Raw genomic sequence first — 20,279 nt, 5'->3', positions numbered from 1 at the left:
GAACGCCAGCCTCGTGCTCCTTCAAAATCCCGATGATCTGCTCTTCCGTAAAGCGGCTGCGCTTCATGCTCTGGTCCCCGTTGGGGCCAGAACGAACTTCAAACTGGATTAAGCCCGAGGGGCAAGGTCAGTGGGAGCCAATATCACTCTCAGTCCCGACCGACGTCTAGCTGCGTCGGCCATCCGCATGCTTTGCAAGCGCTGGCACTGCCAAGAAGATTAACGCAATCATTCCAATTGTCGTAAGTCCTCCAGCAACAACCCCAAGGGTCGGCCCCGCCCACGCTCCGACGAGCCCAGCACGCGCTCCGCCCAACTGAGGCCCTCCCATCATCACCATGTGCTCTGCTGCTGACGCGCGGCCCCGTAGGGAATCGGGTGTACTATTCTGAACGATCGTCTGTCCAAGCGTGACGGCTAATGCGTCAGCTGCGCCAGCAAGCGCAAGAAACCATAGAGCTAGCCATAGGTTGGAAGAAAACCCGAAAAGCACGATTAGCAGACCCCAGGCTGCACATATGAACAAGAGAGCTCGACCTTTGTGGACCACGCCGGTCAGCGGACCAGAACACAATGTGCCCACCACTCCTCCAATCGCAACGGCGGTGGTCAAGAAGCCCAGCGTCTCTGGCAGGCCGCCAAACCGCTCGGAGTTGATGGCTGGGAACAACGCCATTGGAGTACCAAGCACTGTCATGCTTAAGTCGGCGAGGAACGCTCCACGCAGTAATGGTGCACTCCAGAGAAACTCTAGAGCTTCGGCGATCGCTGCGACACCGATGCGCGGCGCAGCCTCGTCAGGAGGCACACTCGGCAGACTCAGGGCTGCCAGGAACGAAGCGAGAAATCCAATCATCTGAACCATAAAGCACACCTTCAGCCCAAGAGCTGCCACAGCTACGCCACCAAGTGCCGGACCGACGATCTGAGCGCCGTGCATTGAAAACAGGTTAAGCGCGAGGGCTGCCGGCATTGCATCGGCTGATAGAAGGCGACGCAAAAACGCACGCCTGGCTGGCACGATGAATGCACCTAAAGTCGCTTGAGATCCCACAAGTAGGTATATTATCCAAAGCTTCCCGACCGATGCGGCCGCCTGCATATACAATCCTCCAGCGACAAGTAGCTGGCCCAAAGAGACGAAAATCATTAGCCGTCGTCGATCCACCGCGTCGGCCACTGTTCCGCCGAACATGGCAAATACGATGGAGGGTACTGCCACGAATAATCCTACCGCGCCTACCGCGAGTGAACTTTTACTAATGCTGAATACCTCGAACGCGACTGCAAACACGCTCATCTGACCTCCAAGGCCGGAGATTAGCGAGCTGAACCACAGACGGCGAAATGGCGACGAATCTCGAAGAGGAGAAATGTCTATGAAAATTCGTGGCATATTGCGGTCCTCCTTGGATGTCGTCGATTTGTCGTGTTACTCAGATCATCCGCGCTGGTCTGGCCCGTCGACTAGCGCGCCTTAACACAGCGCCCAGCAGACCAAAGCCAGGTTATAAATAGCTGGCAAGATAGCTATTGACGGTCGAACTCTCTCTGCAACGAGAGCATGATGTCTTCGCGCTCACTGGTGTGCCCGTAGACAATCGAAAACGTAATTGGGCCTGCCGTTCCGGCTCCAATCCGGGGCGTCGTAATGATGATGCCGCGGCGTATCTTCGGATCGTACTCACATCCAGAGTTCCGAAGTATCTGTAGGAAATGATCCGTACTGTTGATAGCCCAGCTCTCCGGAGAGAACATCTGGCTTATATGCCGTCCATCGCCGGCAATCGTCTGGAGAATGACGCGATACAAATGGGTTGAGCCAGTAATTTGCGCATTAGCTTCAGTGAACACCACCTCATCATTGATGGATAGAAGCGCATCGACGCTTATCGGTCCCCGATAACCCAGCGACCAATAGACGTTAGCCAGCCTCTGGCTCTCGCATACCAATCTTGCATGTACATCTGGCTTGATATTCCTGACCGGAACGGTATCGCCGGCAGCAATCCGGCTGCGAAACTCCAGCTCGCCAACCACCCCCAATCGGGCACCGTCCTGATCACACAGGTATTCGGCGTAAATTGTACGGGCATCGGGAAGGAATGCCTCTACAATAGCGGGGTATGCGCCAGACGAGGACGCCCAGCTCCAATGCTGTCTCCAGAACTCAACAATCGCGCTGATATCGTTATCGACCACTGACATGTATTTGCATCCGGCGCCCGCAGCATCCAGGCCTGGCTCAACTGTCAAAATATGGTTTCCAGCACCAGCCGAGCCGAGAGCAGTCTTTATCACCACAGCGAGATTGCGAGCCAACAGAGCACTTGTCGCCTGCGCGGCTGCTTCCACCGACCTACATACCATTCCGCTTCGTATCGGGACGTCCGCTGTAGCAGCAAGAGCGCGGAACGTGGCTTTACTGTTGAATAACTCCGCCCCTCCTTGAGCAAACACCAGACAACCCGGCCACCGGTCAGCAAGACCAACCTGATCCAAGAACACCGCGACAAGCGGCGATGACCAGTTCACTAATACATCCGTTGCGTTCGCCACATCGACGGTAACGGCGCGAACAAATTCCGGATTATTGAGACTCAGGTGATCGAAGAGTCTTCCGTCATATCGATTTCCACCCGGAATATAAAAGGTAAGTTCGCAAGGATCGAACCCTTTCATCTTTGCCACGTAGTTGACAAAGTCACGATCGGGCTGATCCATCGCGATTATTACGTCACCCGCTTCGGCGAACCAGAGGATCCTCAACGCCCAAGCACGAATGTCCGTCTTTTTGACAATCCAATCGTCAAGATCGTTTGCTATAATCAGCCGCATTGTATCAGGTTCCGTCTGATGGACGTTTCAAGCAGCTGCGAGCCTGCCGCCGCTGCGCGTCGACGAACTGGCCCAATGGAGAACATGATCTTCCCCGGCCTCGTTCAGTTCGACCGTACGACCTCGATCCTGAGGTCGACAATGTTGCGCAGCGTGGCCGAGTCCATGTAGATCGGATCCGCGACCAACCGTATTCTGGCTTGCGTCTCCTGCAGAAAGCGAACAATCTCCGCAGTCCAGACCCGCGCAAGCTGCGCGCCCAAGCAAATGTGCGGCCCCCACGCAAAGGCTAGGTGAGGATTCGGATCCCTATCGACCTGCAATTCATCTGGGTACTCAAAGACACTGGGGTCCCGATTTGCCGCCGCCATCAAAGTGACAATCGTTTCTCCAGCTTTGATCTTAACCCCCCTTAACACCGTGTCGTTAACGGCGAAGCGCGACGTCGCTTGAGCCGGGCTCGTGAAACGGAGCAATTCGTCGACACCGGTCGCCACCAAGGTATTTCCGCGCAGTTGGTCGAGTAAGTCTCGCCGCTGGAGAAGAAGGAGTGAGATTGACCCGATTGCGGCGTAGAGCGTGCTGAATCCTGCATTGAACACGCCGCCAAGCGTGTAGTTGACGTAATACGCCGGCATATTCTTGATCGCGTCATTGCAGCACAGCTCTGCAAGCATTCCTGCATCGGGAGATGCCGTAAACCATGAACCAACAGCTTCACTCAGCTCGGTTCCCGCGGCTAAGCCAGCATCAAGCCGAGACCGATCTAGACCACTGTCCATTGCGCGCGTCAGGTCTCTGAATATCGGATAATAGGATTCAGCCTCATACTGCACGCATCCGACTATATTGTTTACAATGTCGATCGCCGTGATTGCGGCCAGGCTCATGAGGTTGAACGGACCCGAACCAGCCCGAATTAGCACAGCATTCTGGAGCCTGTTTCGTGCGTTGGCACAGATCCCATCGATGTCCTGGCGGTGGAGTGCACGTATAACAATTCGACGAAGCTCCTTCTGCTCCGGCGGATCCTCGGTTTGGATGTTCCGTCGATCTTCACGCATTGAGATGCCGACGCGTCGAGGATCCCGGGCATACGCGTGGTGATTCCGGAGCACCTCCTGACACTCTGCGTGGCTTGAGACCACCCATGAATTTAAGCGATTATGCCAAGCGACCGGACGGGCCTCGCGCAACCGGGAGAAGACGGAAAAAGGATCCGCAATCGTGTTGCGGTCGATTGGATCGTAGCTATCGGCGATGCTCACGACGAAGCCTCCTAATTTCTGTTGGACTGGGTGGAGGGAAAAGGTGGGGGGGGCCAGGCCGCCCATAGGCTTCCTGGCCCGGTAGTCCTTAGAGGATGTGCGTGTAGCCCATAGTGGCCTCCTTTATGTTCGAACATCAGGCGACGAAGGCACGAAGGTGTCCAAGCAAACGATAGCCGTAGGCTACCGCGCCTCACCTCGCCCACTCGGCGGACGACTGAAGCTTTGGCGGGATTACGGTTCCGCCTAGAACTTCCATCGTCAGTCGGACCATATCCGCTCGCGGGCGCGCGACAACACGACATCCCGTAGTGACGTCGACCCAGTTTTCCCTAACGTCGCCGATGGGTCATTAGTTGGAAAGAAGTGGTCCGAGTTGCCCGCTCTCCGCACGCTGTCCGATACCGGATCTCTTCGAGGCAGGCGCGAATAATAACTTTGAACAGGAGTTCCTGATGAAGCTAAACTCTTACGACGAGTGGTCGCCATTAAAGGAGATCATCGTCGGCAGCGCCGCAAACTATACGTCACACGATAGAGAGCTGTCGTTTGACCTGTTTTTTCACGACAATTTGCAATCGAAATCCGAATGGTATTACCCACGACTGACTTCGGCGTCAGACAGGAACCGAGAGGGCACTCCCCGCGTCCGCACTACTCATAAAATTAAGGACCGCTATCTAGATGAATTGAACGAGGACGTAGAAGGTCTCGCAGAATCGCTGCGATCGCTTGGCGTGGTTGTTCATCGTCCGATGGAACTACACTCGTCGACCTCGGAGGTAACGACCCTCGCGTGGTCATCAGCGGTCGTTCCGCCGCTAAATCTTCGGGACATCGCTTTGGTTGTTGGAGACGAGGTGATTGAAACGCCTCCGATGCTTAGATCGCGGTACTTCGAAACTCAATTTCTGAAGCCGGTCTTACAATCGTACTTCGATGGCGGATCTCGCTGGACCGTCATGCCTCGCCCACTGATGACCGACCGGTCGTTCGATCCGTCATACGCTCTATCGTCTGCTGGTGGGCCGATGGAACCAATATTTGAGGCCAAGCCGCATTTGTACGACGTCGGCCTGGAAATGATGTGGGACGGCGCGCAGTGTCTTCGACTTGGCCGAGACTTGATCGTCAACATATCGACCGACAACCATGCTACGGCTTGCGATTGGTTGGAACGGCACCTTGACGGGCGCTTTAGAGTTCATCGCGTATATAAGCTGAGTGACAGCCATATTGACAGCAAGCTGCTGGCGCTTGCTCCAGGTCGGTTGCTCGTGCGGTCACGTGACGTTGTCGACTACTTGCCTGCGTCTATGAAAAACTGGGAGTTGATCGTCGCTCCCGATCCGATCGAGAACAATTTTCCGAAGTACGAGGACGACGATCTCATCCTTACGAGCCTTTACATCGATCTGAACGTTCTCTCCCTCGCTCCCGACACCGTGGTGGTCAATGAGGCATGCCCCGAATTGATCCGCGTTCTTGAGGCACGCCATTTTCAAGTTGTACCTATCCGACATCGTCATAGACGCCTTTTTGGAGGCGGCTTTCACTGCTTCACGCTCGATACGGTCCGTGCCGGGGGTCCCGAAACCTACCTCGACTAAAAACCGACTGTGTTCGAAGTGCGGAGTATACGCTCAACCAGTCAAAGATTGGAGATCAAGAATGACGCACGCCTCTGCTCCAAACCACAGCCACGCAATATCGCGTAACGCCCCGATCCACCCACATCGGCCAGCTATAGTTGGGGTGGGAACGGCTGTACCGGCACATTCAATAAGCCAGAGCGATCTGCTCGCGGATCTTGAGATCGCCGACCCACGCGTACGCTCGATATTCCTTCGCGGAGGCATCGAGCGGCGTAATCTGAGCTTCCCTCATCGTGGCGACGGCAAGGCGAGGCTTGAGGAAAGTCAGGCGCAGCTCCTTAAGAAGCACCTCACAGTGGGGCTTCAGATCGGCCGACAAGCGATCGACGCCTGTCTGGCGAGAGCCGAGGCTAACTACGCCGATATTCGTCACCTCTGCTGCGTATCATCGACTGGATTTGTAATTCCAGGGTTGAGCGCGTTGCTGGTAAAGGCGCTCGGGCTTTCTATTGATTGCAGCAGACTCGACGTGGTTGGAATGGGTTGCAACGCTGGGCTCAATGCACTCAATTCGACCGCGGCGTGGGCATCCGATCACCCCGATGAGTTGGCTGTTATGGTTTGCATCGAGGTGTGCTCTGCGATGTATGTGCTAGAGGATGACATCGCATCGGCTGTTGTAAATAGCTTATTCGGTGATGGCGCGGCTGCTATCGCGATAATTGCCGAAGGAGGGGCTAACAAGCGCGCTGGACCGCAGCTAATGCGGTTCGCGAGCCATCTTGTTCCAGAGGCGTCGCAGGCAATGCGCGTTGAATGGAGCGAGGCTCAGGGTAAATTTAAGTTCTGCCTAGACGCGCAGGTGCCGTATGTGGTCGGCGAGCACTCGCCCGCCGCAGTGGGGCGGCTATTGGGCGCGGCCGGCATTAATGTGCCGGACGTGAACCACTGGATTGTCCACTCAGGCGGACGAAAAGTTATAGACGCAGTCAGGATAAATCTGGGACTAACGCGCGCAGACGTGCGTCACACGCTCAATATACTGCGTGACCATGGCAACGTCTCAAGCGCGTCGTTTCTGTTTTCCTACGAACAGCTACTAATTGAGAGCGTCGCAGAACCCGGAGACATCGGTGTTATGATGACGATGGGACCCGGCACTTCCATCGAAACAGCCCTCCTGCAGTGGTGATAGAATGACGATACTGAACCATACCTCCTCAATCGTCGATAGTAATGGAATCGCCCGCCTTGAGCAGGAAGCATCGACGGCGGCATCGGTTAAAGTTCTAGAGGTCTCGATCAGCCTTGAAGCGCCGCTTTCTGAAATCGTGTCGAAGCTTAGTGATCTGCCCTCAGTCGTAGCTGATTCCGCTATCGACCGTGTCGTCCTTATCCGACTCAGTGGAGCAACGGAACGGGCGTCGCCCGGAGCGAGAACGACTCAGGAGGTGAATCACTGGGAGCGAGCTGTTCGCCGTCTCGAACGGCTCCAGGCGGCGACGGTTGTAGACCTCGCGGGGCATTGCGGTGGCGCTGCGCTCGACCTAATTCTCGCATGCGACTACCGGGTCGCCACGGCGGACTTCATGCTTGGCCTTCCAATCCGTGACGGCCGGTTCTGGCCCGGCATGACTCTGTATCGACTGGTACAACAGATCGGGCTGGCGGCAACCCGCCGCCTGCTTTTTGCGCACGATGTGCTCTCCGTCGAACAATGTACAAGAATTGGACTGGTCGACAGCGCCGCAGGATGGCAGCCGGGTCTCATAAGCGCCATAAGACGTGGAGCCACGACCGATCTATCCGTGCGCCGCCGTTTGCTCGCGGAAGCCCTCTCTACGTCTTATGAAGATGCACTTGGCACACACCTCGCAGCCTGCGACCGCGAGCTGCGAAGGACTAGCGAGGCAAGCGATGACCGCCACTAATCCACCCGACGACACGCGTCTCGTTCATAGCGGTACGCGAAGCCCGGAGTATGTCACGACCGGCGAGCTAGAGAATGATGTTGTCTTGCTTACTGCATTTGTCCGCGCGAGCGCGGACAAGGCAACAGACCATGCGATTCATATCGCGTCTGTTCGTAAGGCTCGTGAGCGCTTCCTAGCGCAGCACGTGAATGCCATATATGACGCTCTTACCGAAGGACGGCGCCGATGGGTAAAGCTGGGCGACCTCTTGTTGGCGGCAGCTGAGCGGTATCCCAGTCTCGTGCCCGGATCTACAGAGGTCCTAAGGGATTCCTGTCGACGACAATCGGAGAAGCGTGGTCTCGAAATCGACCAAGCGATTTTCGTCCGGGCAATCATCAACTCAGAGCCCGCCGGCAACCATCTTATTGAGTCCATGTTGACGCCCGTCACGCATGCGCTGGAGTTGTTAGGTGAGTTTCAGCGCAATGGCCGAGTCGTGCTTGAAACCGTCGTCCTTGAGCGCCGAGACTGCGTCGGACACGTAACGATCGCCAATCTCGATTGTCTAAATGCTGAGGATGTGCCGCTTCTGCGGGACATGGAGACTGCGGTGGATCTTGCAATTCTTGATCCTAAGATCAAAGTTGGCGTGTTGCGTGGGGCGGCGATGACCCACCCCAGATACGTTGGTCGTCGGGTGTTCAGCTCCGGACTTAACCTAAAAGCTCTGCGAGACGGCCGAATTCCAGTGGTTGGGTTCCTCGTGGCGCGCGAGCTCGGACTGATTAACAAGTTGCGCTGTGGACTCGTGGTTCCTGATCGGTGCGGGTTGAGCCGCTCGTACATTGAGAAGCCTTGGATCGCTGCCGTCGACGGCTTTGCGATTGGTGGCGGCATGCAACTTCTGCTAGCGGTGGATAGCGTGGTGGCGTCCCAAGACTCGACTTTTAGCCTCCCCGCAAGTCGAGAAGGGTTTGTGCCGGGAGCCGCGAACATGCGGCTTGCCAGATTCGTAGGCGCGCGGTTAGCCAGAAAACTCATATTGGGCGGCACAATCATAAGCGCCAGTGAGCCGGACGCAGCTTTGCTCTGCGACATTGTCGTTCCTGCTGGTGAGATGGACAGCGCAATTTCGGAGGTGGCGATACAGCTCAGCTCCGAGGCGGCGCTCGCCAATAGACACGCTTTGATCAGGGCAGAGGAGTCGCCTGCCGATCTTCGTCGCTATTTGGGCGAGTTCGCGGTGCTTCAGGCGGTTCGAATGCATAGCAAGGACGTGATCGATGCCGTGGAGGCATTCAACAATACGTCACCTCTCGACCGTCGGGACACAGAATGAGACAGGCGAAGCGAGCGCAGGTCGTACTGTGGGCGTCAACAGTGCGTCGGCGCGATCGTCACACGCTCATTGTCAATCGTTTCCCTTGTGCTTTCTAATGGGTATGGATCGCCATGCAACCGGACTTAAACGCGACAACTTCAATACATCGCTCTCACCTTCATGCGTCGTTAGCTGGGGATGCGTTTGAGGCAGTGAATTTTTTGAACGAGGTGATCGATCGATTTCCTGACGCAATATCATTCGCACCAGGTGCTCCGCATCCACAATTTTTTGATGAGTTGGACGTCAGCTACTATATCGACCGATATGCTGGCTATGTAGCTCAGGAAATGTCCCTCACACCAGCTCAGGTGCGTCGACGATTGTATCAATATGGCCCGAGCCGCGGCCAGATCTGCGGCCTAGTTGCTCGCGCCCTGTCTGTTGATGAGGGAATAGCCGTCGCAGATCGTGAGATGGTAATCACGGTAGGGGCGCAAGAAGCGATGCTACTGATTTTACGCGCCCTGAAGACGAGCTCCTGCGATTTGCTTGCGGCCGTAGTGCCATGCTTCGTCGGAATCGTCGGGGCGGCGCGCCTGCTCGATATGGAAATGCGTTCGATCGATGAGGGAGTGGGCGGGATTGATCTGTCACAATTAAGAGAGGCATGTCAGTCTGCCAGGGACAGTGGGCGTCGGATCCGAGCGGTTTACGTTGCTCCGGATTTCGCAAATCCATCAGGTACACTGATGGATCTTCCCTCCAGAGAGGCGCTGCTTGAATTGGCTGCGATCGAGGATTTTTATATACTCGAGGATAGTACCTATGGATTTACGTCCGTTGAAACGTATTTGCCTTCGCTGAAGAAGCTCGACCGTAAGCACCGCGTGATTTACATCGGAACGTTTTCGAAAGTCTGTTTGCCTGGCGTGCGCGTTGGGTTTGTTGTCGCAGATCAGCCGGTCACGGGTGCGGCAAAGGGACGGATTTTAGCCGATGAACTCTCTGCACTGAAAACGATGGTAACAGTAAACACGTCACCGATATGTCAAGCGATTGTAGGCGGCATTATCGTCGAAAACGGCGGGTCACTGCGGCGTGTAATTTCGGAAAAGACGCCGATCTATAGGCGAAATCTCAAGCTAATGCTGGACGCGCTGACTTGTTACGTTCAGGGTGGCGATGATGTAGTTTGGAACAGACCGTTAGGGGGGTTTTTCATTCGATTGCGGCTACCAGTTGTAGTGGATGAAGCGTTGGTAGAATTGTCAGCGAGCGAGTTCGGTGTGCTCTGGACGCCCATGAAGCATTTCTATATAGATAAAAGTTGTAGCTATGAGCTTAGGTTATCCTGCAGCTACTTGACGCCAGAACAGATAGAAGAGGGGGTTAGGCGACTCGCGCTCTTCATTAAACATGCCCGAGGTCGACGTAACTAGATCGGTCTTGCGTGCTGACGAGCTGTCGTTCTTCTCATGAATTGACGTTTGGTTGGAGGAGCTAATTATGGTGCGGGAGGTACGACGAAGCACGCCATGTGCTGAACAATTTGGGCTGGGATCTGGCAGATGATCGGAGTGTCGTTAGCCGAGATTCAGCAATGCATTGGCCGCAGCCGGACATCGACGGATGTTGTGACGTTTGCTCCGTTGCGGGGGTTGGCCGCATTGCTCGATGCCCAGCTTACATCTGCGAGAGTAGGCGAGCCGATTCCGCCGGGGTGGCATTGGTTGTACTTCTTACCCACGGTACCACGAAGTGCCCTTGGCCCCGACGGAGCTGAAACAGGAGGAGAGTTTCTGCCGCAATTTGCGTTATCCCAGCGAATGTGGGCGGGCGGCACTTTTGAATTTTATCGAGCGCTTCATATTGGAGAGCCGATCAAGCGTGTATCGACCATTCAAGCCATAGATGAGAAGTCAGGAAAACAAGGGCCGCTCATCTTTGTGACATTGCGTCACGAAATATTTGGAGAGTCGGATCTTGCGATTAGGGAGGAGCAAATTCTGGCGTTCCGCTCGCCACTAGCGTCAGGTCAACGTACTGATTGCAGGCCTGCTCCGCGAAATCCCGACTGGAGCAAGGAAGTCGTGCCGGATGCGGTGCTTCTGTTTCGCTTCTCAGCTCTTACGTTCAACCCGCATCGGATCCACTATGATAGACGTTACGCGACAGAGGTCGAGGGATATCCGGGTCTTGTAATACATGGTCCGCTGCAGGCCATTTTACTTTTGGAGTTGTTGCGCGGCGTATTGACCAAGCCTTTGGTAGCGTTCAAATATCGGTTACTGAGGCCTCTCTTCGATTGTGCGCGGATCTCCGTAAATGGAGCGCGAACGGGGAAAGACATTCAAGTGTGGACCGCAGATGCCGCAGGGAATGTTGGCTTACTTGGCGAAGCAAGGGAATAACTATGCATGGGTTAGTGTCAGTTGTATTTCTTGGTTTTTGCTCGCGCCGATATGGTAGATGCTATCGGTGGTGACGGAGCGAGCCCTGGAGAGTTAAGGAAAGGAATTGAGAGAGGCGCAGCCCTTAGAGGAAATGTTACTGCTCACCAGTTTCCCGGGCGGGCGTCGCCCGATCAACAGTTCCGCAGGGGTGCAGGAGTGATCCGCCGAAAGCTGTGGAGCGTGGCGCGGAAGCTAGGCTCGTCCGGATACGGACGCGGCTGTTAGCCTGGCCGCTGACCTTCTACGCACCGCCAGCAGCCTTCAAAGCGTGGATGCCGTCCCCTGACTGGACGCGGACAGCCCGATCGCAGAGCGGCGTAGCACAGCGAGGACTCGGCGTGGTGCGAGCGTCTGGTGATTTTGCACAACGGGCTCATGTCGCCGCGTATTGTCAGAATATCGACCGTTATGAAAGTTGTGTTCGTCGACAATTAGAGGAGACAAGAGGCGTCCCGCGCCTAGAGCCAGATCGAGGGCCTCACAGACGGTGAATTGCCGACGTTGTTTCCGCCAACCAGCAGAGTATGTCCCGGGAGATCGACGACTCCGTACGCGACGCCTCGAAATTCTCGATCGTTACTCGTCTGAGCCGCATTGAGTCCTCCGATTTGCCGCCTAGTTCGTTCTGGAGTCGCTCGGAAGGGTAATCTCTTCAGCTCTGGCCCGTTCTCGTCTGGGTACGGTTTCTAAATGTGCCCTCGATTGGCGGTCAGCGGAAGATGTCCATGGAGCGGCTCACCCGTTTTCGTATGGAAGAAGGCAACGCCGGTCGTGCTACGCCGGAACGGGCGTGGCGAGAAGCTTCGGGCGCGCCTGTGCCAATGACAATCGGCAATGGCTGCAGAACGACCGGTGAACGGCACGCGAATGGACTGGCGGGAATCGTGCCTATTGGGAGCTGCCAAGGTCCCGGTTCAACGGCTTCGTCAATCGCTTGCTACAGCGGTACGACAGGGTCTACATTATCCTTTCATTCCGCGAGCAGGATATCTGCGCGCGGGCGTGGCGGGATGAGCAGGGCCACGAATGCCAGTGCTCTTGCATGGGCGCCAACCATGGCATTGGCAGCGCCGGCAGCTGGTTCGAGGTCTCAGATTCCGTCTCGATCCGCTGGGGGAGCGGGAGCTCGCCTGTCGGCTGCTGACGGCCCGGTAGTGAAGAGTGCCTGATGCGAACCGATGCCATCGGCCCGCGGTGAACTTCTCGACGGGGCCGTGGAAAAACATCCATTCAACATGATGGCCTGCGCCTTCGACAAGGCTGCGCTGAACCGGAGGTAGATTCTTCGTAAAATTCTGTCGAGCGCAGGACCAGTGTCCAGAGCCTGACGCCTCCTCGCATCGCGATACTGCGCATCTATTCTATAGTACGAAGAGACGGCCAATCCTGCGATCAAAGGAAGGCGCAGCTTTACTCCGAAGGAGCCGCAGCCCACAGGGTCAGGTCTTCCATTAAGAGCACCATGAGCGTCGATGACCAATCGAGCGCAGCCTCAAATTGCACCAGATACTCCGCTGCGCCTTGCCGATGCCGTCAAGATCGCATTTCCTATGGGCGGGATGACGGTCTCAGGCCTGCGCAAGGAAATCCGCCGAAAAAGGCTTACCATTGATGTTATGGCCGGGAAGCAGTTCACGACGCTGGCCGCAATCGAGGAGATGCGACGGCTATGCCGCGTACAAGCAAGGGACCTCGACTCTGGAAGCGGCCAGCCCGCCGCAGAAACGGGAGGATCGTTGCCGCCTCCGTCTGGATCATCAAGGACGGAGGCAAACATATCGCCACAGGATGCCTTGCGGAACCGTCTGGAAAACGACCGCCGGCCAAAGCCGAGCATGCCTAAGCGGCGTATATTGCCGACAAGTACCAGCCGCCAAGGAAGACGCGCGACGTGGACGTGATCGACATCGCCGATGTGTTGTCGATCTATCGCCAGGACCACCGCGATCGGCAAGCGTCACCCAAGAAGTTCGACGGAAGGATCGAACGGCTGAACGACTTCTTCGGCGGCAAGATGCTGGGAGAGATCAACTCCGCGCTTTGCGCCGCTTATGTCAAGGCGCGGGGCAACTCCGGCGGCGCGCGGCGCGATCTCGAGGATTTGCGGGCGGCGATCGGGCATCATGCCCGTGAGAACCTGCACCATGCCGTGATCCATGTGACGCTGCCGGAGAAGGGCGCCCCGCGCGAGCGCTGGCTGACCCGCGAAGAAGCTGCGCGCCTGATCTGGACCTGCTGGCGCGCCCGCGAGACACAGACCGTCCATCGCGGCCGTGGCTGAGGGCAAGCGGGCGACCAACAAACGGCAGCCTCCGGTACCGATACCCGAACGACTCCTGGCGCACATGCGGCGCTGGGCGCGTCGCGGCATCGTGCGTTCGCACTTCGCCGAATGGAACGGCCAGCCGGTCAAATCCGTCAAGACCGGATTCGCGACCGCGGTCCGGCTGTCAGGGTTGTCGCTGAAGGAAGGGAATATCTCGCCGCACACGCTCCGCCACACGGCGGCGACATGGCTTATGCAGCGGCGCGCCGATCCTTGGCAGGCCTCGGGCTTTCTCGGCATGTCGGTCAAGGTGCTGCTCGACACCTACGGCCATCATCATCCGGACTACATGCGCGAGGCCGCAGCTGCGATTACGTCAAAGGGTCGCAAGCAGAACGTATCGGTGGTCGACACGGTGGTTGACCTCGAGAAGCACTTGGCGCGCAAGCCGTAAACTATTGAGTTTGCTGGTGGGCCCGGCAGGACTCGAACCTGCAACCAGACCGTTATGAGCCGCCTTATGGGGCGAACGAGGGATCCGTACGCGGCGACAATCAAGATGGGAACGAGTTCTCATCTTGATCGGCGCGCTACAGATCCGAACTTCACCTTTGGGCGCCGTGCCCAAAGGGCAGCCAATCAACTTTTCTGAAGTCTTGGCAACTTTCAGACGATTCTGGCTTCCAGCCTAACCCTTGGATGGTGCGGGCCTCGGCAGAAATTCCCTTTTGAAATCAAGAGCCCTGGAAAGCTGGTGCGGGTGCCTAAATCATTGATCTTGGTCCGTGTTTTCGCCCCTGTCGTGCCCACCACCCTTCAGACCCCCGTCTGATTCGATTGAGCTTTTGGCTCGATTTTCCGCACTCGAATTCTAGAAGCTGCTGGATGAAACGTCAGCGGCAGGTCACGCTCCGCCTGACGTGCTCTGCAACCGAGCGCGGGCGAACGCGATGTACCAATCGAGGCAGCCGGGATTGGCCATGGCGTCGCGGTTGATGACCTTGTCGAGCGGCTGTCCGAGCAGAAGCTTCTTGATCGGGAGCTCCTGCTTCTTGCCGGACAGCGTGCGCGGGATCTCGTCCACTGCAAAGATCTCGTCGGGTACGAAGCGCCGCGACAGGCCGGATTCGATCGCCATGTTGATCTTGCGCTTCATCGCCGCGTCGAGCGCGACGCCGTCGCGCAGCACCACGAACAGCGGCATGTAGCTGTCGCGGCCGAGATATTCGAGATCGACCGCCAGCGAATCCAGGATCTCCGGCAGCGCCTCGATGGCCGAGTACAATTCGCTCGTTCCCATGCGCAAGCCATGGCGGTTGATGGTGGCGTCGCTGCGGCCATAGATCACGCAGGAGCCGTCCGGATCGACCTTGAGCCAGTCGCCGTGCCGCCAGACCGGCGCGCCGTCCCCCGCTTTGAAGGAGTCGAAATAGCTGGCGCGATAGCGCGCATTCCCTTTGTCGTTCCAGAACCGCAGCGGCATCGACGGCATCGGCTCGGTGCAGACGAGCTCTCCGACCTCGCCGATGACGGGCTCGCCCTGGTCGTTGAAGGCTTCGACCGCCGCGCCGAGTGCGCGGCACTGCATCGTTCCGGGCTTCTGCGGCAATTCGCGATTGCCACAGATGAAGGCGCCGGCAAAGTCGGTGCCGCCCGAGATGTTCGACCACCACATCTGCGCCTGCGCGCGGCTGCCATTGACCTTTGCGAGCTCCGCAAAGCGCTGGTCGAACCAGGCTTGCGTATCGGCGCTCAGCGGCGAGCCGGTGGAGCCGAGGCAGCGCAGATGCGACAGATCGCCTGCGTCCGCCAGATCGATGTCCGCCTTGACGCAACTCGCGAAGAACGCCGCGCCGGCGCCGAAGAAGGTCGATCGCGAGTTCGCGACGAAGCGCCACAGCGTGGTCCAGTCCGGTCGATCCTTCGGCCCCGCCGGACTGCCATTGAAGATGCAGCAGGTGGTGCCGTTCAGGAGCGCGCCGACCTGGTTGTTCCACATGATCCAGCCTGTCGAGCTGTACCAGTGATAACGCTCGCCGAACGAATTGGGCTGATAGGAGCAGCCGATGTCGTTGTGCAGTCCAAGCAAAGCAAGCGTGACGACGATGATGCCGCCGTGGCCATGCACGATCGGCTTCGGCAGCCCGGTGGTACCGCTCGAATAGACGATCCAGAGCGGATGATCGAAGGCGAGCCATTCCGGCTCGAAGGCGTCGATGCTTGCGCTCGCATTCGACAGGACGTCGGAGAGACGGACGTCCGCGACGGCTTGCGTGTTGCCATCGTCCGTGTGCAGGACGACGTGGTTCACCGTCGGCAAAGACCGGCGCAGCTCCTCGACGACATCGCGGCGATCGTGTCTGCGGCCGGCGTAAGTGACGGCATCGCAGGCGATCAGCACCTTGGGCTCGATCTGCTTGAACCGGTCGATCACGGCGGGGGCGGCCATGTCGGGCGCGCAGACGCTCCAGATCGCGCCGATGCTGGCGGCCGCCAGAAACGCGATCATGGCTTCGGGGGTGTTCGGCAGATAGGCGGCGACCCTGTCGCCGGGCGCGACGCCTTGCTCGCGCAGATGCAGCGCCAGCGCGGCCGCCTTTCGCCGCAGCTCCGGCCAGGGCGTCTCGGTCAGCCTGCCGTCCTCGTGGCTGCTGATGATCGCCGGAAGGCCCGCGGCCTCGGCTGCCTCGACGTGCCGGAACACCTGCCTTGCGTAGTTGACCGACGCGCCTGGAAACCAGACCGCTCCCGGCATCGCGCGCTTGGCCAGCACGGTCGAAAACGCGGTCGGCGATTGCAGGTCGAAATAGTCCCAGATGCTGCGCCAGAAGCTATCGAGGTCGCGGATGGACCATTGTCGCATCTCCTCGAAGGTCTCGAAGTGGAGACCGCGATTGTCCCTCAGCCATTGCCGATAGAGAGCCATTTGCGGGACGTAGGGAGCTGTCATCATTCGTTCCGGCTTGTTTGCATCGTACGACCACGAGAGCCAAGGGCACTCATTTCGATTTTTGCTTCCGCCGCTTGTACAGCGCGTTGAAGCCTCCGGCCATGAAGGTCACGAACCGCTCGCGGACGGCTACGAAATCGTCGGACTTGCACAGACCGCCGGACAGGCGGTCGATGCGGCCGGTCCGTGACAGGATCAGCGAGTAGGCGCCGGAGGTGAACTGGAAGCTCCAGAACAGGTCTTCGGGCGCGGCATCGGGCAACGCCTTCTGGAGCAGGCCGATGAGACGCAGCACCATCGGATCGAGATAGGCGTCCAACATCTCCACGCCATATCCCGGCGCGTTGGCGACCTGCGCGAAGATGCGGCCGAAGTGCCGCCAGTTGTCCTCTTCGTTGACATAGACGTCGAACGCGCCGTCGTAATAGGCGCGCAGCGCGCCTTCCACGGTCGGACGATCTCCGACCTTGGCCTCGTAGGCATCCAAGCCGGCCGTGCGCACCGTGACCGCGTATTCCATGCGGCGCTCGAACACGGCGTCGAACAACGCCCTCTTGCCCTCGAAGTAATAATGGATCAGCGCGGGATGGATGCCCATTTTGTCGGCCACATCCTTGATCGTCACGCCGTAATAGCCGAGTTGCGCGAACAGCTCCTCGCTGGTGTCGAGGATCAGCTTCACCGTCGTCGCGCGCTGTTCCGCGCGCGTGCGGCGCCCCCCAGGCTTCGGCTGTGCTGCCATGCTCTCCCTGATCCCTGATCGGCGCACGCGGCGCCATTGCTGTCTCGACGATGCGGGGACGGGCGCTCCCGGTCAAGCGGGACTTCGGCGTTCCGACAATTTCATTTAGTGCTAAATGAATGAACTTGACCGGGGAGCGTCCGGACGGTAGGTCTCGCAGCGTGACGGATGTGATCGCCGAGCAGGTGGCAGCGTGAGCTGCCGGTCTCGACGGGCGCTGACGTCATCAACAATCGGCTGGCGATCGATCAGCCGCTCACGGGAGGACACATGAGACGGATCAAGTCGACGGGGGCTGCCCTGCTGGTGCTCGGCGTGGCCCTTTCAACCCCGGCGTTTGCGCAAAAGAAATACGACGTCGGCGCCACGGATACCGAGATCAAGATCGGTCAGACCAATCCTTCGAGCGGGCCGGCGTCCACCTTCGGTGCCATCGGCAGGGCGGAGGCCGCCTATATCCGGATGATCAACGAGCAGGGTGGCGTCAACGGACGCAAGATCAACCTGATTCAATACGACGACGCCTACAGTCCGCCGAAGACGGTGGAGCAGGTGCGTAAGCTGGTTGAAAGCGACGAGGTGCTGACCACGTTCCAGATCATCGGCACGCCGCCGAACGCCGCGGTCCAGAAATATCTCAACGGCAAGGGTGTGCCGCAGCTGCTGGCGGGAAGCGGCGCGTCCCGCTTCACAGATCCCAAGAACTTCCCGTGGACGATCTCCGCCAACCCGAACTACCAGTCGGAAGCGCACATCTACGCGAAGTACATTCTCGAGAACTATCCGAACGCCAAGATCGGCATCCTCTATCAGAACGACGATTTGGGCAAAGATTACGTCAAGGGTCTGAAGGATGGGCTCGGCGCCAAGGCCGGCATGATCGTCAAGGAACTGTCTTACGAAGTGTCCGACCCGACGGTCGATTCCCAGCTGGTGACGTTGAAGGCGTCAGGTGCCGACCTGTTCTACAACATGTCGACGCCGAAATTCGCTGCGCAATCGATCAGGAAGGCCGCCGAGCTCGGCTGGAAACCTGTGCACATCCTCGAAGTCAATGCGACAGGTGTCGGTCAGGTGCTGGTCCCTGCTGGCTTAGAGAACGCCAAGGACATCATCTCCGTCGCCTACGGCAAGGATCCGCTGGATCCGCAATGGGCCGACGACGAGGGCATGAAGCGCTACAAGGCGTTCATGGCGAAATACGCCCCGGGCGAGGACGCCAACAGCGGCTACGCGACCTATGGCTACTCGACGGCGGCGCTGCTCGTCCAGATCCTCAAGCAATGCGGCGACGAGCTGACGCGGGCCAACATCATGAAGCAGGCGACCAACATCAAGGGCTTCGTGCCGGATCTGGGGCTGCCGGGGATGTCGATCACGACGTCGTCCGATGACTACCGCATCAACAAGCAATTCCAGATGATGAAGTTCGACGGTCAGCGCTGGATCATTTCGGGGCCGATCCTCACCGACGACTTCAAGGCGGACTAGGTCATCTCGCCTGGTTATGGCCTCGGCCGGGCGCCGCTTGCGAGTCTTGACGCCGGCCATCCTGCGCCGACGTCCACACACCGAACTCTCTCCATCGGATCGCCGCGCATGACCAATGAAGCCGTTCACCGCCGTCGGGGCTTCGATGCCGCGGCGCTCGCAGCGCTCGGCCCTGCGCTCACCGAATTCGTCGATCGCGGCGAGCTCGCAGGCATCGTGTCTCTGACGTCGCGGGGCGGTGAGGTCGTTCACGCCGAGACCATCGGCTGGCGCGATGTCGAAACCAAGAGCCCGATGTGCCCGGACACGCTGTTCCGGATCGCGTCGATGACCAAGCCGATCACTTCGGTGGCGGCGATGATGCTGGTCGAGGAAGGCCGGATCGATTTGGTGGACCCGATCTCGCGCTGGGTTCCGGAACTCGCCGATGTCAGGGTGCTGCGCAATGCCGCTGGCCCGCTCGATGACACCGTGCCCGTCAATCGCGCGATCACGATCGAGGATCTGCTGACGCATCGCTCGGGGATCGCCTACGCGTTCTTTTCAGAAGGTCCGCTCAAGCTCGCCTACGAGCGCACGCTCGGCGATCCCGCCATGAACCGGTCGACGCCGGACGAATGGCTTGCCGCGCTCGGCACGCTGCCGCTCGCCTATCAGCCCGGCGACCGATTCCACTACGGCCATTCGACCGACGTGCTCGGCTTCCTGATCGGCCGGGTCGAAGGCAAGCCGTTCCGGGAGGTGCTGCGAGAGCGCATCTTCACCCCGCTCGGCATGGCCGAGACCGATTTCTGGTTGCCGCACGCCAAGCGCGATCGTCTCGCGAGCCTTTACAGCTATGACGAGGCGGCGGGCCGGCTCGTGAAGCTGGAGCCGGTGATGTACGACGCTCCGCCCGCCTATACGCCGGGCGGCGGCGGCTTGATCTCGTCCGCGCCGGACTATCACAGGTTCGCGCGCATGTTGCTCGGAGGAGGGGAACTGAACGGCGTCAGGCTGCTGCGGCGTGAGACCATCGAGCTGATGCGGACCAACCGCCTGACCCCCGCGCAGCGGCAGGTCCCTTTCGCAGGCATGCCGCTGTGGCAGGCTTGTGGGTTCGGGCTCGGACTTGCGATTGCCGAGACATCGGTCGGGAATCCCTATGCCTGTGGCGCGCCGGGATCGATGACCTGGCCGGGCATCTTCGGCACGTGGTGGCAGGCCGATCCCGTCAACGATCTGATCATGATCTATCTGATTCAGCATCAGGTGCCGGTCTCTGCAGGCGTAGGGGCCACGATCGCCACCGGCCGCGGCGCTGCGGGCCGCCGTGCTCTTCCCGTCTTCCAGAGCGGAACCTACGCAGCGCTGTCCGACATGGCGGAACAAACGATATGACCGCCAATCGGTGCGTAGCGACGCGCGCAAGATGCTGGCGGCGAAGCAGGCCGACG

The 20,279-nt window shown here is 58.6% G+C and carries 15 protein-coding genes; 10 read left to right on the top strand and 5 right to left on the bottom strand.

Annotation, left to right across the window (positions count from 1 at the left end; translation table 11 throughout):
* Window positions 1–166 precede the first annotated feature (166 nt).
* From ACQR1B_RS19305 to ACQR1B_RS19295, 3 genes are all read right to left on the bottom strand, one after another.
* Window positions 167–1,396 carry an MFS transporter gene (locus ACQR1B_RS19305; RefSeq protein WP_434835987.1) on the bottom strand — a complete coding sequence of 410 codons (1,230 nt, stop codon included), beginning with the start codon at window positions 1,394–1,396 and terminating at the stop codon, window positions 167–169.
* A 134-nt stretch (window positions 1,397–1,530) separates the two neighbouring features.
* Entirely contained in the window at window positions 1,531–2,838 is a 1,308-nt protein-coding gene (locus ACQR1B_RS19300; protein ID WP_434835988.1) for a hypothetical protein, read from the bottom strand.
* A 104-nt stretch (window positions 2,839–2,942) separates the two neighbouring features.
* Window positions 2,943–4,106, bottom strand: a complete 1,164-nt coding sequence (locus ACQR1B_RS19295; protein WP_434835989.1) for a cytochrome P450 — start codon at window positions 4,104–4,106, stop codon at window positions 2,943–2,945.
* A 455-nt stretch (window positions 4,107–4,561) separates the two neighbouring features.
* Between ACQR1B_RS19295 and ACQR1B_RS19290 the strand changes: the two genes are divergently transcribed.
* The 8 genes from ACQR1B_RS19290 to ACQR1B_RS19255 all read left to right on the top strand — a co-directional run bounded on the left by ACQR1B_RS19290 (window position 4,562) and on the right by ACQR1B_RS19255 (window position 14,114).
* The gene (locus ACQR1B_RS19290; RefSeq protein WP_434835990.1) at window positions 4,562–5,716 is read left to right on the top strand and encodes a hypothetical protein; all 1,155 of its coding nucleotides are present in this window, start codon (window positions 4,562–4,564) and stop codon (window positions 5,714–5,716) included.
* A 61-nt stretch (window positions 5,717–5,777) separates the two neighbouring features.
* Window positions 5,778–6,893, top strand: coding sequence for a 3,5-dihydroxyphenylacetyl-CoA synthase DpgA (dpgA, locus tag ACQR1B_RS19285; RefSeq protein ID WP_434835991.1), 1,116 nt, complete (start codon window positions 5,778–5,780; stop codon window positions 6,891–6,893).
* Window positions 6,894–6,897: 4 nt separating this feature from the next.
* Window positions 6,898–7,632: an enoyl-CoA-hydratase DpgB gene (dpgB, locus tag ACQR1B_RS19280; RefSeq protein ID WP_434835992.1), complete on the top strand. Its 735-nt coding sequence runs from the start codon at window positions 6,898–6,900 to the stop codon at window positions 7,630–7,632.
* Window positions 7,619–8,956: an enoyl-CoA hydratase/isomerase family protein gene (locus tag ACQR1B_RS19275; RefSeq protein ID WP_434835993.1), complete on the top strand. Its 1,338-nt coding sequence runs from the start codon at window positions 7,619–7,621 to the stop codon at window positions 8,954–8,956. The genes dpgB and ACQR1B_RS19275 overlap by 14 nt, the downstream gene beginning before the upstream one ends.
* 194 nt (window positions 8,957–9,150) lie before the next feature.
* Window positions 9,151–10,380 (top strand): PLP-dependent aminotransferase family protein, encoded by a 1,230-nt coding sequence (locus tag ACQR1B_RS19270; protein ID WP_434835994.1) that lies wholly within the window; start codon window positions 9,151–9,153, stop codon window positions 10,378–10,380.
* A 129-nt stretch (window positions 10,381–10,509) separates the two neighbouring features.
* Window positions 10,510–11,352, top strand: a complete 843-nt coding sequence (locus tag ACQR1B_RS19265) for an FAS1-like dehydratase domain-containing protein (RefSeq protein WP_434835995.1) — start codon at window positions 10,510–10,512, stop codon at window positions 11,350–11,352.
* 1,939 nt (window positions 11,353–13,291) lie between these two features.
* Window positions 13,292–13,675, top strand: a complete 384-nt coding sequence (locus tag ACQR1B_RS19260; protein WP_434835996.1) for a hypothetical protein — start codon at window positions 13,292–13,294, stop codon at window positions 13,673–13,675.
* 64 nt (window positions 13,676–13,739) lie between these two features.
* A complete protein-coding gene (locus ACQR1B_RS19255) occupies window positions 13,740–14,114 on the top strand; it encodes a tyrosine-type recombinase/integrase (protein ID WP_434835997.1) in 375 nt (124 codons plus the stop codon).
* A gap of 450 nt (window positions 14,115–14,564) precedes the next feature.
* Here ACQR1B_RS19255 and ACQR1B_RS19250 read toward each other — a convergent pair whose 3' ends face one another.
* Window positions 14,565–16,610, bottom strand: a complete 2,046-nt coding sequence (locus tag ACQR1B_RS19250) for an acetoacetate--CoA ligase (RefSeq protein ID WP_434835998.1) — start codon at window positions 16,608–16,610, stop codon at window positions 14,565–14,567.
* A gap of 49 nt (window positions 16,611–16,659) precedes the next feature.
* Window positions 16,660–17,352, bottom strand: coding sequence for a TetR/AcrR family transcriptional regulator (locus tag ACQR1B_RS19245; RefSeq protein ID WP_434835999.1), 693 nt, complete (start codon window positions 17,350–17,352; stop codon window positions 16,660–16,662).
* 270 nt (window positions 17,353–17,622) lie between these two features.
* Here ACQR1B_RS19245 and ACQR1B_RS19240 point away from each other — a divergent pair, with 270 nt between their 5' ends.
* Both ACQR1B_RS19240 and ACQR1B_RS19235 read left to right on the top strand, forming a co-directional pair.
* On the top strand, window positions 17,623–18,843 hold the full coding sequence (locus ACQR1B_RS19240) for an ABC transporter substrate-binding protein (RefSeq protein WP_434836000.1): 1,221 nt from the start codon (window positions 17,623–17,625) through the stop codon (window positions 18,841–18,843).
* A gap of 108 nt (window positions 18,844–18,951) precedes the next feature.
* The gene (locus tag ACQR1B_RS19235; RefSeq protein WP_434836001.1) at window positions 18,952–20,223 is read left to right on the top strand and encodes a serine hydrolase domain-containing protein; all 1,272 of its coding nucleotides are present in this window, start codon (window positions 18,952–18,954) and stop codon (window positions 20,221–20,223) included.
* The last annotated feature ends 56 nt before the right edge of the window (window positions 20,224–20,279 follow it).

The organism is Bradyrhizobium oligotrophicum (assembly GCF_051168495.1).
Taxonomy (GTDB): domain Bacteria; phylum Pseudomonadota; class Alphaproteobacteria; order Rhizobiales; family Xanthobacteraceae; genus Bradyrhizobium; species Bradyrhizobium oligotrophicum_A.
This window is presented reverse-complemented; position numbering and strand designations above follow the sequence as displayed.

Excerpts from the sequence above, each read along its gene's own strand:
- ACQR1B_RS19300 (WP_434835988.1), bottom strand. The coding sequence starts at position 2,838 with ATGCGGCTGATTATAGCAAACGATCTTGACGATTGGATTGTCAAAAAG.
- ACQR1B_RS19305 (WP_434835987.1), bottom strand. The coding sequence starts at position 1,396 with ATGCCACGAATTTTCATAGACATTTCTCCTCTTCGAGATTCGTCGCCA.
- ACQR1B_RS19290 (WP_434835990.1), top strand. The coding sequence starts at position 4,562 with ATGAAGCTAAACTCTTACGACGAGTGGTCGCCATTAAAGGAGATCATC.
- ACQR1B_RS19265 (WP_434835995.1), top strand. The coding sequence starts at position 10,510 with ATGATCGGAGTGTCGTTAGCCGAGATTCAGCAATGCATTGGCCGCAGC.
- dpgB (WP_434835992.1), top strand. The coding sequence starts at position 6,898 with ATGACGATACTGAACCATACCTCCTCAATCGTCGATAGTAATGGAATC.
- dpgA (WP_434835991.1), top strand. The coding sequence starts at position 5,778 with ATGACGCACGCCTCTGCTCCAAACCACAGCCACGCAATATCGCGTAAC.
- ACQR1B_RS19275 (WP_434835993.1), top strand. The coding sequence starts at position 7,619 with ATGACCGCCACTAATCCACCCGACGACACGCGTCTCGTTCATAGCGGT.
- ACQR1B_RS19245 (WP_434835999.1), bottom strand. The coding sequence starts at position 17,352 with ATGGCAGCACAGCCGAAGCCTGGGGGGCGCCGCACGCGCGCGGAACAG.
- ACQR1B_RS19250 (WP_434835998.1), bottom strand. The coding sequence starts at position 16,610 with ATGACAGCTCCCTACGTCCCGCAAATGGCTCTCTATCGGCAATGGCTG.
- ACQR1B_RS19235 (WP_434836001.1), top strand. The coding sequence starts at position 18,952 with ATGACCAATGAAGCCGTTCACCGCCGTCGGGGCTTCGATGCCGCGGCG.
- ACQR1B_RS19240 (WP_434836000.1), top strand. The coding sequence starts at position 17,623 with ATGAGACGGATCAAGTCGACGGGGGCTGCCCTGCTGGTGCTCGGCGTG.
- ACQR1B_RS19255 (WP_434835997.1), top strand. The coding sequence starts at position 13,740 with ATGCGGCGCTGGGCGCGTCGCGGCATCGTGCGTTCGCACTTCGCCGAA.